This is a genomic window from Vibrio sp. 10N.222.55.A1, assembly GCF_041473835.1.
In the GTDB taxonomy this organism is placed as follows: Bacteria; Pseudomonadota; Gammaproteobacteria; order Enterobacterales; family Vibrionaceae; genus Vibrio; species Vibrio crassostreae_C.
The window spans coordinates 68,535-82,405 of sequence record NZ_JBFRSX010000034.1; the positions used below are offsets into that span (position 1 = coordinate 68,535).

12 protein-coding genes are annotated in these 13,871 nt (G+C 45.4%); 4 read left to right on the top strand and 8 right to left on the bottom strand.

Annotation, left to right across the window (positions count from 1 at the left end; all coding sequences use genetic code 11):
- Window positions 1–18 precede the first annotated feature (18 nt).
- The 8 genes from yacG to nadC form a co-directional block, all read right to left on the bottom strand.
- The gene (yacG, locus tag AB4493_RS10925) at window positions 19–216 is read right to left on the bottom strand and encodes a DNA gyrase inhibitor YacG (RefSeq protein ID WP_004735515.1); all 198 of its coding nucleotides are present in this window, start codon (window positions 214–216) and stop codon (window positions 19–21) included.
- A gap of 81 nt (window positions 217–297) precedes the next feature.
- Entirely contained in the window at window positions 298–1,038 is a 741-nt protein-coding gene (zapD, locus tag AB4493_RS10930; protein WP_017063237.1) for a cell division protein ZapD, read from the bottom strand.
- 26 nt (window positions 1,039–1,064) lie between these two features.
- On the bottom strand, window positions 1,065–1,679 hold the full coding sequence (coaE, locus tag AB4493_RS10935; protein WP_372154971.1) for a dephospho-CoA kinase: 615 nt from the start codon (window positions 1,677–1,679) through the stop codon (window positions 1,065–1,067).
- A gap of 2 nt (window positions 1,680–1,681) precedes the next feature.
- Window positions 1,682–2,551, bottom strand: a complete 870-nt coding sequence (locus AB4493_RS10940; RefSeq protein ID WP_372154973.1) for an A24 family peptidase — start codon at window positions 2,549–2,551, stop codon at window positions 1,682–1,684.
- A gap of 67 nt (window positions 2,552–2,618) precedes the next feature.
- Window positions 2,619–3,848, bottom strand: coding sequence for a type II secretion system F family protein (locus AB4493_RS10945; RefSeq protein WP_372113383.1), 1,230 nt, complete (start codon window positions 3,846–3,848; stop codon window positions 2,619–2,621).
- Window positions 3,849–3,863: 15 nt separating this feature from the next.
- Complete coding sequence (gene pilB / locus AB4493_RS10950; RefSeq protein ID WP_372154974.1) at window positions 3,864–5,543, bottom strand: type IV-A pilus assembly ATPase PilB; 1,680 nt, start codon at window positions 5,541–5,543, stop codon at window positions 3,864–3,866.
- Window positions 5,544–5,553: 10 nt separating this feature from the next.
- Window positions 5,554–5,988: a pilin gene (locus tag AB4493_RS10955; RefSeq protein WP_017068877.1), complete on the bottom strand. Its 435-nt coding sequence runs from the start codon at window positions 5,986–5,988 to the stop codon at window positions 5,554–5,556.
- A 254-nt stretch (window positions 5,989–6,242) separates the two neighbouring features.
- Entirely contained in the window at window positions 6,243–7,133 is an 891-nt protein-coding gene (nadC, locus tag AB4493_RS10960; RefSeq protein WP_017065901.1) for a carboxylating nicotinate-nucleotide diphosphorylase, read from the bottom strand.
- An 83-nt stretch (window positions 7,134–7,216) separates the two neighbouring features.
- On the opposite strand from nadC, the gene ampD reads away from it, so the two are divergent.
- From ampD to aceF, 4 genes are all read left to right on the top strand, one after another.
- Window positions 7,217–7,816, top strand: coding sequence for a 1,6-anhydro-N-acetylmuramyl-L-alanine amidase AmpD (ampD, locus tag AB4493_RS10965; RefSeq protein WP_048664507.1), 600 nt, complete (start codon window positions 7,217–7,219; stop codon window positions 7,814–7,816).
- Window positions 7,817–8,299: 483 nt separating this feature from the next.
- Window positions 8,300–9,061, top strand: coding sequence for a pyruvate dehydrogenase complex transcriptional repressor PdhR (gene pdhR / locus AB4493_RS10970; protein WP_029225519.1), 762 nt, complete (start codon window positions 8,300–8,302; stop codon window positions 9,059–9,061).
- Window positions 9,062–9,123: 62 nt separating this feature from the next.
- On the top strand, window positions 9,124–11,787 hold the full coding sequence (aceE, locus tag AB4493_RS10975) for a pyruvate dehydrogenase (acetyl-transferring), homodimeric type (RefSeq protein ID WP_017059442.1): 2,664 nt from the start codon (window positions 9,124–9,126) through the stop codon (window positions 11,785–11,787).
- A gap of 26 nt (window positions 11,788–11,813) precedes the next feature.
- Complete coding sequence (aceF, locus tag AB4493_RS10980; protein WP_372134658.1) at window positions 11,814–13,736, top strand: pyruvate dehydrogenase complex dihydrolipoyllysine-residue acetyltransferase; 1,923 nt, start codon at window positions 11,814–11,816, stop codon at window positions 13,734–13,736.
- The last annotated feature ends 135 nt before the right edge of the window (window positions 13,737–13,871 follow it).

Below are 13,871 nucleotides of genomic sequence, written 5' to 3' on the forward strand. Positions count from 1 at the left end.
TCGCTACTCGCTACTCGCTTAGTGCGGATCTTCCGACCAACCATCGCTATCTGACATATCTGGTGCGCCAGCGATGCTGTTCTCTTCGTCTGCCCATTCACCGAAATCAATCATCTGACATTGCTTGCTGCAAAACGGGCGGTGCGGGCTTTGTTCGCCCCATTCAACGTCAGCATTACATTGAGGGCATTTAACGATGGTGATTTTCTTCGACATAGTGATTCTTAATTTGAAGGTGTAATAATAGTGAGTTTAGGCTCGAGTGAGGACTCAAGCCAAACTATAAAAGGAAATTAATTAGGTGCAGATTGCCAATTCAAATTCGATGTCTTGAGTACAGGCTTGCCCAGTTTCAAAGCTCATGAACTTAACAGCAAAGCGGTTCTTGTGACCGGAGATCATCGGGTAGGCACCGTATTGCATCGGAATAGAAAGACGAAGGATATTCGCTTCATCGGCATCGCTCTGGAAGAAGCCAGCACGAGCGATTTGCTCTTTGAAGTGACCCGTCTCTCTGGTGAGCTTCAACCACAGTGTTAGCGCTTCATACAGAGGCTGTAGGCTATCCATCCAAGCTTTGGCATCTCGCATTCTCTTATCGAGAGGAAGGTGCAGCCAATAATGCAGTGCGGGCAGATCAAAGCAGCATGAACCACCTGGAAGATTAAAGCGTTGGCGAATTGCACTTAGGAAGCGGTCTTCTTTAAGTGACTGGCCAAAACGCTCTGCCTGCATCAGATCACGATAGATGTTACCAATGTCATTAAGTAGTGATGTCAGCATCTCTTGATCGACACCTTCAACATCCAACCAACTTTTGTAGGTTACACGTTGCTTCTCAATATCTTTTGCGAGTTCGCTCTTGAGTTGGATCTGTTCGAAGATTTCAATCAGATCAAAGATGGAACGGAAAAAGAGTTGATACTGTTGAGCATCGGAAAATGTAGAAGACAAGTGTAGCTGCCTCAAGAGTGATTCGACTCTTAAGTAGATGCGTGTTTTCTCATTTAGAGGATGTTCAAATTTATGGGTGATCATCGAGCAAACCTTCATTCAACATAGTTCTATTCTGACCCATCTACTGTACTGATTGCCAGATACTTTTGATGTAAATCTGTGATTTGAGGCAAAAGTTCTTGGTTTTTAGTATGGTTTTTAATCACGTCATCTGCAACTGCTAAGCGTTGTTCTCTTGAAGCCTGTGATTTTAAAATTGATGCAACTTGTTCCTTCGAAACATTGTCACGACTCATTGTGCGTTCTATTTGCACTTCTGTAGGCACATCAACGATTAAAACGCGATCGGCCATGCCTTGCATTTGGTTTTCAACCAATAGCGGTGCGACTAATAAAGCATAAGGGGATGTGACTTTAGACAGGTCACTGTCAATTTTGTCGCGGATCATGGGATGAAGAAGATCATTGAGCCATTGTTTTTCGGTGGGATCAGAGAAGATTACTTCGCGCAGTTTAGCTCGGTTTAGCATGCCATCTTCAAGCAATATGTCTTCGCCAAAATGAGCGGCGATCTGTTTTAGGCCTTCGCTGCCCAATGCCACTACTTCGCGTGCCACGATATCAGCATCGACAATATCAATATTGAAATGCTGATTGAATAGGTTGGCTACCGTGGTTTTGCCACTGGCGATACCACCACTTAATCCGATAATGATTGCCATGATTAAATCCCTAGCACAGAAGTGAAATACCAACCCATGATGTCATTGCCCCACAATAGGCTTACCCAACCAGCTATCGCGAGGTAAGGACCAAATGGGAAGGCTTTATCGATGCCTTGCTGTTTCAGGCGAAGTTGAATCAAACCAAACACAAGGCCGACCAGCGAAGATAAAAGGATGATCATCGGTAGGTGTTGCCAACCAAGCCATGCACCAAGTGCAGCTAGGAGTTTGAAGTCACCGTAACCCATGCCTTCTTTACCTGTTAGCAATTTGAACAGCCAATAAACAGACCATAAAGCTAGGTAGCCAGCCATTGCACCAATCACTGAATCTTGAAGCGATACTGGACTGACGTTAAACAGAGCTAAAGCGATACCAGACCAAACTAAAGGTAAGGTGATTTGATCAGGGAGCAGCATGGTATCGAGATCGATAAAGGTTGCGGTAATCAATGCAAACGTGAAAAAGATCAGAGCGATGGCGTAATAACTGAAACCAAAATTACTAGCGACTGCGGTACAAAGGATTGCGGTAAGCAGTTCGACTAAAGGGTAGCGAGCACTGATTGGGTTAGCACAGCTATGGCACTTCCCCTTTAAGAACAGCCAGCTTAACACTGGGATATTGTCGACGATTCTTAATTGGGTTTTGCATTTCGGGCAGGTTGAACGAGGAATACTGAGATTAAACTTCCCCTCTGGCGCTGGAATTTTATATTGAGAGAAATACTCCGAGCACTCTTGTTGCCATTCTCGTTCCATCACAATCGGTAAACGGTGTATGACGACGTTGAGGAAGCTGCCAATAAGAAGGCTAAAAATGAAAGCTAATACGGGGAATAGCCAAGGATAGTAGTGAAATACTTCCATAGTGTCCTTTACCACTTGATCTATATGAGCAGAAGTTTGCTACTCATGGGTGTTTAGTTGCTTTTAACTATCCTAACACACTCATAAGATTAAAGATCGGTAAGTACATCGCAACCACAAGCCCTCCAACAACCGTTCCTAAAAACACGATGATCAATGGCTCTAAGATCTTGCCCAGATTATCGACGGTGTTGTCTACTTCAAACTCGTAAATCGAAGCCACTTTATTAAGCATATCGTCAAGGTTGCCAGACTCTTCGCCAATCATCACCATCTGTAACACCATTTCGGGGAAGGCATTGGTATTACGCATCGCGATATACATTGGCATACCTGCAGCTGTTTCACGATGAACCTCAATGATCGCCGATTCATAATGCAAATTGCCTGCGGTTTTTGCGGTGGTTTTAAGGCTCATTAGAATCGGGATACCAGAACTAAAACTGGTGGATAGGGTTCGACTGAATTTCGCAATAGAGGCTTTGGCCATCACGCCCCCAAGTACTGGGAAGCGTAATCCTAAACGACTGGCTGATAATCGAATCGAGTAAGAGCGCTGGCACAGTTGATGGACCAATAGCGCGAGCAAGCCAATGCCCACAGCAGTATAAAAACTGTAAGCCTGCATCCAATGTGACAGATAGAGTACCTGCTGAGTAAACCAAGGGAGATCGGCGCCAAAGCCTGAAAACATCGATTCAAATTCGGGAATAACCATGGTCAGCATTAGGTAAGAGACAGTCAGTGCAACAATGACCACCATCGCTGGGTAAATAAGTGCTTTTATAACCTTAGACTTTAGCTGTTCACTCTTTTCTCGATAAGTTGCCAAGCGTTCGAATACTTGCGCGAGATTACCGGAAAGTTCGCCCGTTGCGACTAAGTCGGTATACAGATCATCAAAGTGACGGCTTGCGGTTCGCATTGCTTTTGAGATTGGCGTTCCGGCTTCTACACCTTTGCAGATATGCGATAGAATCGATTTCATTTCAGCTTTGCGGTGATTGTCCGACACCAACTTGATGGCTTGTACGATAGGCACACCAGTGGCCAGCATGGTAGCAAGCTGCCGAGTCAAAATAGTGATGTCTTTGGCTTTTACTCTATGGGTTAAACGAGTGACGGCTGAAATACTTTTCTTTTTGATTTTCTTAATCTGAATATGCTGTTCTTTGAGCTTTTCTCGTACTTCCAATTCGGTGAGCGCTAACGTTTGCCCAGACACTTTCTTGCCTGAGCTGTTAATGCCTTTCCAGTGATAGCTTTTTAATTGTGATTGTTTGGACTTGCTACTCATTGGTGCTCCATTGGTTTATATGTACAGAACACGTTGCAGCTCTTGATAGCTGGTGGTGCCTTCAAGCAATTTATCTAGCCCCGACTCTTGCAGAGTTCTCATGCCTTCTCGGCGAGCCAAGTTTTCAATGGCCAACGCGTTCGGTTTGTCGATCAGGCTGCTTTTCAGTTGATCGCTAAACGGCATCACTTCATAGATACCCACTCGCCCCGAATAACCCTGGTTACACTCATTGCAACCTTGAGGACTCGCTTTGTAGATGGTTTGGCTGTTAGGAATGGAGTGACGCAGGAATATGTCCGGTGAATCGTCAGTTTCTTTGCAGTGGTTGCATAATCGTCTTGCCAGTCGTTGGGCGATAATCAAACTCAATGATGAAGCGAGGTTAAAGGGTTCTATACCCATATGTGCGAGTCGGGTGACGGTTTCTGCGGCGGAATTCGTGTGCAGTGTCGAAAGTACTAAGTGACCCGTTTGCGATGCTTTGATCGCGATTTCTGCCGTTTCCAAGTCGCGGATCTCTCCAACCATCACCACATCAGGGTCTTGTCGTAAAAATGATCGCAGAGCTTCCGCAAATCCAAAGCCGATCTTAGGCGTCACTTGTACCTGATTGATACCACATAGGTTAATTTCCACCGGATCTTCGGCTGTTGATATGTTGCGTTCAGTTGTGTTGAGCACTCGAAGGCCAGTATATAGGGAGACGGTTTTTCCGCTGCCGGTTGGGCCTGTCATTAAGATCATCCCTTGTGGGCGTTTCAGGGCATTGAGGTAGAGTGCTTTTTGATCTTCGCTGTAACCTAACTTATCGATATCTAGATTGGCCGCGCTGCTATCAAGCAGTCGAAGAACGATCTTTTCACCCCACAAGGTCGGCAAAGTTGATACACGCATATCTATCGCGAGTTCGTCGTTCAAGCGTAACTTAATACGACCGTCTTGAGGTAAGCGACGTTCAGCGATATCAAGCTTGGCGAGGATCTTTAAGCGAGCTGATAGACGACGACTTAAGTGAGAGGCGGGTTGTTGGATCTCGACAAGGATGCCATCACAACGCAGGCGCACGCGATAGTGCTCTTCGTAAGGTTCAAAATGAATATCTGATGCACCTTTACGCACCGCATCGACCAGTATCTGATTGATAAAGCGGCTGACAGGGGAATCGTCTTGGCTGAGATCTTCAATCGACGCTATCTCATCGTCAGACACCTCAACAAGATTGGCGAGTTCATCTTGAGTGATCTCTTTGCGTTTGGAATCTTGCCCTGAAATAGAACGGCCATACAGCTTGCGTATAGCGCCTTCTAATTCAGAGTAGTTAGCGACAACGAGTTCGATCTGCAATCCTGTCGCAAATCGAAAATCATCTTCAGCTTGCAAGTCGGTCGGATCGGCAGAGGCGAGAGTTAGGGTGGAGCTAGAGGCTGAAATCGGGATAGCACGGTACTTGGTAATTAGTTCACGAAGCCCTAATTGGTCACATAAGGCTTCGTAATCAACATTAGCAAGTTGTAATAACGGTAAGCCGAAGATGGTTTTAATGTTGTTTGCTAAGGAGTCGCCGGTGAAGAAATCTAGAACGAGTAAAGCTTCGGGTGCTGAGACACCCGAAGCTTGTACATGTTCCGCCACGGATCGTTCTTGAGTCAGGCTAAGTAAGCCAGCCTGACGGAGAATTGTAGGGAGAGCCATATTCACTTAGCTAACAGCCTTTTAAGTTGAGCCCTGTAACAGAAACTGAGCAGCTCCATAATCCTGTTGTTGCGTCTTTAGCTAACGTAACTTTTTCAGTGCTGCCTAAGGCACTTGCTGTACCATCGAATGTAAATGTAGCAGTAGCTCCGGAAGCACCGCTATCAGCTAATGCAATTGTACCTAGCTTATTCATATCGGCTGCAGCTCCAATTGTTGGGAGATCAGTATCAGAAGGGAATCCACCTGTATCAGCTACAAAAGTATCAATATTTGTGGTCAAAGATTTTAGCGTAGCTAGTCCAGCTGCAGCTTCAGACTTTTTAATATAGTTTTGGTATTGGGGAATTGCTATAGAGGCCAAAACACCTATCACAGCCACCACAATCATCAATTCAATCAGCGTAAAACCTTTCTGATTCGTTCTCTTGTTTTTGTTATTCATTGTCTAATTCCATTCTTTAGTTTGTTTCAGCGCAAGCACTGGTTGATTGAGAGAATAGAAGTCGAGATGGGGAAGTGGAATGGTGTTCAGGTGTGGTCGCGAGTGGTTTTGTATTTATTAGTGTGGTGTTTCATATAGCGCACAAATTTATGCGATCAACTTAAATAACTGCCTGAAATACTGATAATTAAGGCAATAAAAAAAGGCACTATCATCAACAGTGCCTTTACAGAAATTATTTATTATTCAGTCAATTACGCTTTGAATCTCATTGATAAATCCATTGCTTTTAGGTGCTTAGTTAACGCGCCTACAGAGATGTAATCAACGCCTGTTTCAGCGAACTCTGCAATCGTATCTAGAGTCACGTTACCAGAGTTTTCTAGTGCTGCTCGTCCTGCGTTGATTTTAACGGCTTCACGCATCATGTCTGTGGTGAAGTTGTCTAGCATGATGATGTCTGCGCCAGCGCTGATCGCTTGCTCTAGCTCTTCTAGGCTTTCGGTTTCAACTTCTACTGGTTTACCTGGATTCAGCTCCTTTGCAGTAGAGATAGCCTTCTCAATACCACCACAAGCGATGATGTGGTTTTCTTTGATTAGGTAGGCATCGAAAACACCGATACGGTGATTGAAACCGCCACCACAAGCCACTGCGTATTTTAGTGCACTACGTAGGCCAGGAATCGTTTTGCGAGTGTCTAACAGGCGGCACTCTGTATGTTTGATTTTGTCTGCGTAGATAGCCGTAGTCGTCGCACAGCCAGATAGCGTTTGAATGAAGTTCATTGCGTTACGCTCACCCGTTAATAGCGCGCGTGCTGGGCCTGTTAGCGTGCAAAGCGTTTGGTTTGGTTCAACTTTGTCGCCATCTTCTACATTCCACTCGATAGTCACTTCACCGCCCAGTTGCTTAAACACTTCATCAGCCCACGCTTTACCACAGAACACACCGTGCTCACGGGTAATGATGGTTGCGCTGTTGATTGCGTCTGCAGGGATTAGACTTGCTGTGATGTCAGCCGCTGGATCTAACGTGCCACCTAGATCTTCTTTGATGGTCTCAGCGACTGCACGAGTGATCTCTAGAGGCAGTTGCTCTTTTAAGTAGTCAAGGCGTTGGTGGCTGTTATGTGTGTTTTTCATCGCAAATCTAATCTTGAAAGGGAGTGGGAATGGAATGATACTCTTGCTTAACTTCAAATTAAAGAGGCTAGCGCGACTGCTCTATGGGCAAGGTCACATCTTATTGTGCTAGCAGAAAAGAAAGTGAGACCAAGATGACGATCAGCTCCAACGGATGGTACGACAACGCTCGGCATGTTCCTTCCCCGTATTTTGATGCTAGACCTAGTGTCGAGGATATCTCTCTGCTGGTGGTTCACAACATTAGTTTGCCTCCGGGGCAATTTGGTGGGCCTTACATCGAACAGTTTTTTACAGGCAAGCTAGACCCGTCGGAACACCCATTTTTTAAGGTGATTCACCAAATGGGCGTATCGGCGCACTGCTTGATTCGTCGTGATGGCGAAGTGGTGCAGTTCGTTTCGTTCTTAGACCGAGCTTGGCATGCCGGCCATTCGAGCTTTGCAGGGCGTGACAGATGTAATGATTATTCGATTGGTATTGAACTCGAGGGCAGTGACTTTGTGGCGTATAGCGAGCAGCAGTATCAAGCGCTTGCCCAATTAACAGAAACGATTGTATCCACTTTTCCTCAAATCACCACCGAACGCATCACGGGCCATCAATATATAGCGCCTCTGCGTAAAACTGACCCTGGCTTGGTGTTCGATTGGAAGAAGTTTAAAGGAAAGCTAAAAGCTTAAGTCTTAGTTTTTGGTTATGACCTTACCGCTGTTGGGCGTTGAATAGTCAACGCCTAGCATAATGAGTTGTGAATTTTTGTTGTTGCTATGTAAAGAAAGTGGTGGAGAGAAGATCATCGATAAATTGAGAGTGTGACGAGCTTATCAAACACCCATTTATTAAAGTTTATGAACAGAATTTCCACCCTAAATGTGCGCTTGGTTCGATTTTTAAACAAGTGGCACTAATCTTTCTGAAACAATTCATTTTTATCCTGAAACTTTCTAGCACGAAACCTCCCCAAAAGTATTACCCCTGTAAATGGTAAGACCAATTTGGTTGCTGTTTTAAATTTCATTTGTTAAATCATGGTTAATTCATGCTGCATTCTATGATGCAGGTCAATTTTAGGCTGGACAGTGGCGTTTTAATTATGTTAATTTCTGCCCAACTTAAAATTGGTATTACCAATTGTCAGCGAAGAAAAAGAAGAACAACAAACTATGGCTTATCAAAGGATTCGTCAGCCAAAACTCTCCGATGTTATCGAACAAGAGTTAGAAAGGTTGATAGTGGAAGGAACACTGGCTCCAGGGCAGCAGCTGCCGCCTGAGCGCGAACTGGCGAAACAGTTCGATGTGTCTCGTCCTTCGATCCGAGAAGCGATACAACGTTTAGAAGCAAAACGCTTGCTTACTCGACGTCAAGGTGGAGGTACGTTTGTTAGCGAAAATATCTGGAAAAGCTTTTCAGATCCTTTGCTTAATTTGTTGTCGTCCCATTCTGAAACCCAACTAGACTTGTTGGAATCGCGTCATGCGATGGAAGGGATTTCGGCTTACTTCGCGGCATTGCGTGGCACTGATGAAGACTTTGCTCGAATTCAAGCATGTCAAGAAAAAATTCGCGGTGCGCAAGATAAGGGTGATATTGAAGCCGAATCTGCAGCAGTGATGGCTTTTCTTATTGCTTTAACAGAGGCAGCGCACAATGTGGTGTTATTGCACATTGTTCGTAGCTTGGCTCCGTTACTCGAACAAAATGTCTTAGAAAATTTAAAGCTGTTGCATCGTCGTAAAGACGTTGTGGAGAAAGTGAGTATACATCGAGCTAACATTGTAGATGCGATTGTTTCAGGGCAGCCAGAACAGGCACGTGAAATGTCACACTCTCATTTAGCTTACATCGAAGAAACATTGCTGGATTTGACGAAGGAAGAGTCGCGCCGCGAACGTTCTCTACGTCGAATTCAACAGGGTAAATAGCCGTAATACTTCGGCTTTTTACGTGTTTAGTAGAATCCAACTAACAAAAAGGATAGATCGCCATGTCTGACATGAAGCATGACGTTGATGCTCTGGAAACTCAAGATTGGTTAGAAGCTCTTGAGTCAGTAGTACGTGAAGAAGGTGTAGAACGTGCACAGTTTTTACTAGAACAAGTTCTAGATAAAGCACGTTTAGATGGTGTTGATATGGCTACAGGCATCAACACAAACTACATCAACACAATTCCAGCAGCACAAGAGCCAGCTTACCCTGGTGACGTAACTCTTGAGCGTCGTATTCGTTCGATTATTCGCTGGAACGCAATCATGATCGTATTGCGTGCTTCTAAGAAAGACCTAGACCTTGGTGGTCACATGGCTTCTTACCAGTCAGCAGCAGCGTTCTACGAAGTATGTTTCAACCACTTCTTCCGTGCTCCAAACGAGACAGACGGTGGCGATCTAGTTTACTACCAAGGTCACATCTCTCCAGGTATCTACTCTCGTGCATTCGTTGAAGGTCGTCTAACTGAAGAACAGCTAGATAACTTCCGTCAAGAAGTTGATGGTAAAGGTATCCCTTCTTACCCGCACCCGAAACTGATGCCTGAGTTCTGGCAGTTCCCGACAGTATCTATGGGTCTTGGCCCTATCTCTGCTATCTACCAAGCGCGCTTCCTTAAGTACCTTGACGGCCGTGGCCTGAAAGAAACTTCAGCGCAACGCGTATACGCGTTCCTAGGTGACGGTGAGATGGATGAGCCAGAATCACGTGGTGCTATCTCTTTCGCTGCGCGTGAGAAGCTAGACAACCTATGTTTCCTAATCAACTGTAACCTACAGCGTCTAGACGGCCCTGTAATGGGTAACGGTAGCATCATCCAAGAACTTGAAGGCCTATTCAAAGGTGCAGGTTGGAACGTTGTTAAAGTTATCTGGGGTAGTAACTGGGATTCTCTACTAGCTAAAGACACTACTGGTAAGCTTCTTCAACTAATGAACGAAACTATCGATGGTGACTACCAAACATTCAAATCTAAAGATGGCGCATACGTACGTGAGCACTTCTTTGGTAAGTACCCAGAAACAGCTGCACTAGTTGCAGACATGACTGATGACGAAATCTTCGCTCTTAAGCGTGGTGGTCACGATTCTTCTAAACTGTTTGCTGCATTCAACAATGCTAAAGAGACAAACGGTAAGCCAACTGTAATCCTAGCTAAGACTGTTAAAGGTTACGGCATGGGTGATGCAGCTGAAGGTAAGAACATTGCACACGGTGTTAAGAAAATGGACATGACTCATGTTCAACACCTACGTGATCGCCTAGGCCTAGAAGACATCCTTTCAGATGAGAAGATCGCTGAACTTCCTTACCTGAAATTGGAAGAAGGTACGCCTGAGTACGAATACATGCACGCTCGTCGTAACGCTCTACACGGTTACACACCTGCACGTCTTCCTAAGTTTACTCAAGAGTTCAAGGTTCCTGAGCTAGACGCATTCGCACCTCTACTAGGTGAACAGAAGCGTGATATCTCTACAACTATGGCTTATGTACGTACGCTAAACATCCTTCTTAAAGATAAGAACATTGGTAAGAACATCGTTCCTATCATCTGTGATGAAGCTCGTACATTCGGTATGGAAGGTCTATTCCGTCAGGTTGGTATCTACAACCCACACGGTCAAGAATACACACCTGAAGATAAAGGCATCGTTTCTTACTACAAAGAAGCAACGTCTGGTCAAGTTCTTCAAGAAGGTATCAACGAACTAGGTTCTATGGCTTCATGGGTTGCTGCTGCAACTTCATACAGCACAAACGATCTACCGATGATCCCGTTCTACATCTACTACTCAATGTTCGGTTTCCAACGTATTGGTGACATGGCATGGCTAGCAGGCGACCAACAAGCTCGTGGCTTCCTACTAGGTGCTACTGCAGGTCGTACAACACTGAACGGTGAAGGTCTACAGCACGAAGATGGTCACTCGCACATCCAAGCGAACACTATCCCTAACTGTATCTCTTACGACCCAACGTTCGCTTACGAGCTAGCGGTAATCATGCAAGACGGTATCCGTCGCATGTACGGTCCTGAGCAAGAGAACGTTTACTACTACCTAACAGTAATGAACGAGAACTACGCAATGCCAGCAATGCCAGAAGGCGCTGAAGAAGGCATCCGTAAAGGTATCTACAAGCTTGAATCTCACGCTGGTGCTAAGGGCAAAGTTCAACTAATGAGCTCTGGTACTATCATGAACGAAGCGCGTAAAGCGGCTGAAATTCTAAGCGAAGAGTACGGCGTAGCATCTGACGTATTCTCAGTAACGTCGTTCAACGAACTAACTCGTGACGGCCAAGCGGTAGAGCGTGACAACATGCTTCACCCAGAAGCTGAAGAGAAAGTACCGTACATCACGACTGTTCTTGGTAAAGAACCTGCAATCGCAGTGACTGACTACATGAAGAACTACGCTGAGCAAGTACGTGCGTACATGCCAACTGAGTCTTACAAAGTACTTGGTACAGATGGTTTCGGCCGTTCTGACAGCCGTGCAAACCTACGTCGTCACTTCGAAGTGAACGCTGGCTACATCGTAGTTGCAGCTCTAACTGAACTGGCTAAACGTGGTGACATCGAGAAATCTGTAGTTGTTGAAGCAATTGCTAAATTCGATATCGACACTGAAAAAACTAACCCGCAATACGCATAAGACTGGCATTAAGGTAGGTAAATACAATGACAATCGAAATTAATGTACCAGACATCGGTGCTGACGAGGTTGAAGTAACTGAGATTCTTGTAAACGTTGGCGACAAGGTTGAAGAAGAGCAGTCACTGATCACTGTTGAAGGCGACAAAGCTTCAATGGAAGTTCCTGCGTCTCAAGCGGGTATCGTTAAAGAAATCAAAGTAGCGGAAGGCGATTCTGTTTCTACTGGTTCTCTTATCATGATCTTCGAAGCGGAAGGTGCTGCAGCAGCACCGGCTGCTCCAGCAGTTGAAGCGGCGGCACCAGTTGCAGCTGCTCCTGCAGCGGCGGCTGAGCTTAAAGAAGTTCACGTTCCTGACATCGGCGGTGATGAAGTTGAAGTAACTGAAATCATGGTTGCTATCGGTGACGCAGTAGAAGAAGAACAATCTCTTCTTACTGTTGAAGGTGACAAGGCTTCAATGGAAGTTCCTGCACCATTCGCTGGTATCGTTAAAGAAATCAAGATCGCTTCTGGTGACTCAGTATCGACTGGTTCTCTAGTAATGATTTTCTCTGTAGAAACAGGTGAAGTAGCGGGCTCTGGCGCTCCAGTTGCAGCAGCTCCTGCTCCAGCGGCGGCACCAGTTGCAGCGGCTCCAGCAGCATCAGCTGAAAAAGAAGTAAACGTTCCTGATATCGGTGGTGACGAAGTAGAAGTTACTGAAATCATGGTAGCGGTTGGCGATACAGTAGAAGAAGAGCAATCTCTAATTACTGTTGAAGGCGACAAAGCTTCAATGGAAGTTCCTGCACCATTCGCTGGTACAGTAAAAGAGATTAAGATTGCAGCTGGCGACAAAGTGTCAACTGGCTCTCTAATCATGACTTTCGTCGTGGCCGGCACTCCGGTTGAAGGCGCAGCGCCTGCTCCTGTTGCAGCACCTGCACAAGCAGCAGCTCCAGCGGCGGCACCGGCTCCTAAAGCAGAAGCACCTGCAGCGGCTCCAGCAGCTGGCGACTTCCAAGAGAACGGTGACTACGCGCACGCTTCTCCAGTAGTTCGTCGTCTAGCTCGTGAATTCGGCGTTAACCTTTCTAAGGTTAAAGGTACTGGTCGTAAGAGCCGTATCCTTAAAGAAGACGTTCAGTCTTACGTTAAAGATGCACTTAAGCGTCTTGAGTCTGGTGCAGCTGCATCTGGCAAAGGCGGCGACGGTTCTGCACTTGGTCTACTACCATGGCCAAAAGTTGACTTCAGCAAGTTCGGCGAAACTGAAGTTCAGAAGCTTTCTAAGATTAAGAAGATCTCTGGTGCTAACCTGCACCGTAACTGGGTAATGATCCCTCACGTTACACAATGGGACAACGCAGACATCACTGAGCTAGAAGCATTCCGTAAAGAACAGAACGCAATCGAAGCGAAGAAAGACACTGGCATGAAGATCACTCCACTTGTGTTCATCATGAAAGCTGTTGCTAAAGCGCTAGAAGCATTCCCAGCGTTTAACTCTTCTCTTTCTGAAGATGGCGAAAGCATCATTCTTAAGAAGTACGTAAACGTGGGTATCGCTGTTGATACACCAAACGGTCTAGTTGTTCCTGTCTTCAAAGACGTGAACAAGAAAGGCATTTACGAGCTATCTGAAGAGCTAATGGCTGTTTCTAAGAAAGCACGTTCTGGTAAGCTAACAGCGGCAGACATGCAAGGCGGTTGTTTCACAATCTCTAGCCTTGGTGGTATTGGCGGCACTGCATTTACTCCAATCGTAAATGCTCCAGAAGTAGGTATCCTAGGTGTATCTAAGTCTGAAATTAAGCCAGTTTGGAATGGTAAAGAGTTCCAACCACGTCTACAGCTTCCACTGTCTCTATCATACGACCACCGTGTGATCGATGGTGCTGAAGGTGCACGCTTCATTACTTTCCTAAACAGCGCACTATCTGACATTCGTCGTCTAGTACTGTAATTGAGAAAGTAATTATTAAGGTGACTTTCGGGTCACCTTAATTCTTTATATAAAGACTATTTTTAGACAACAGTTTCCTGCATTTCTCATAATCTGATGGGGAATTGTTGTCTAGCTCACAGGCTAACTTAAAGC

Bases quoted from the DNA above. Each gene is read 5' to 3' on its own strand.
- yacG (WP_004735515.1), bottom strand. From the start codon at position 216: ATGTCGAAGAAAATCACCATCGTTAAATGCCCTCAATGTAATGCTGAC.
- zapD (WP_017063237.1), bottom strand. From the start codon at position 1,038: ATGATCACCCATAAATTTGAACATCCTCTAAATGAGAAAACACGCATC.
- coaE (WP_372154971.1), bottom strand. From the start codon at position 1,679: ATGGCAATCATTATCGGATTAAGTGGTGGTATCGCCAGTGGCAAAACC.
- AB4493_RS10940 (WP_372154973.1), bottom strand. From the start codon at position 2,551: ATGGAAGTATTTCACTACTATCCTTGGCTATTCCCCGTATTAGCTTTC.
- AB4493_RS10945 (WP_372113383.1), bottom strand. From the start codon at position 3,848: ATGAGTAGCAAGTCCAAACAATCACAATTAAAAAGCTATCACTGGAAA.
- pilB (WP_372154974.1), bottom strand. From the start codon at position 5,543: ATGGCTCTCCCTACAATTCTCCGTCAGGCTGGCTTACTTAGCCTGACT.
- AB4493_RS10955 (WP_017068877.1), bottom strand. From the start codon at position 5,988: ATGAATAACAAAAACAAGAGAACGAATCAGAAAGGTTTTACGCTGATT.
- nadC (WP_017065901.1), bottom strand. From the start codon at position 7,133: ATGAAAAACACACATAACAGCCACCAACGCCTTGACTACTTAAAAGAG.
- ampD (WP_048664507.1), top strand. From the start codon at position 7,217: ATGGGCAAGGTCACATCTTATTGTGCTAGCAGAAAAGAAAGTGAGACC.
- pdhR (WP_029225519.1), top strand. From the start codon at position 8,300: ATGGCTTATCAAAGGATTCGTCAGCCAAAACTCTCCGATGTTATCGAA.
- aceE (WP_017059442.1), top strand. From the start codon at position 9,124: ATGTCTGACATGAAGCATGACGTTGATGCTCTGGAAACTCAAGATTGG.
- aceF (WP_372134658.1), top strand. From the start codon at position 11,814: ATGACAATCGAAATTAATGTACCAGACATCGGTGCTGACGAGGTTGAA.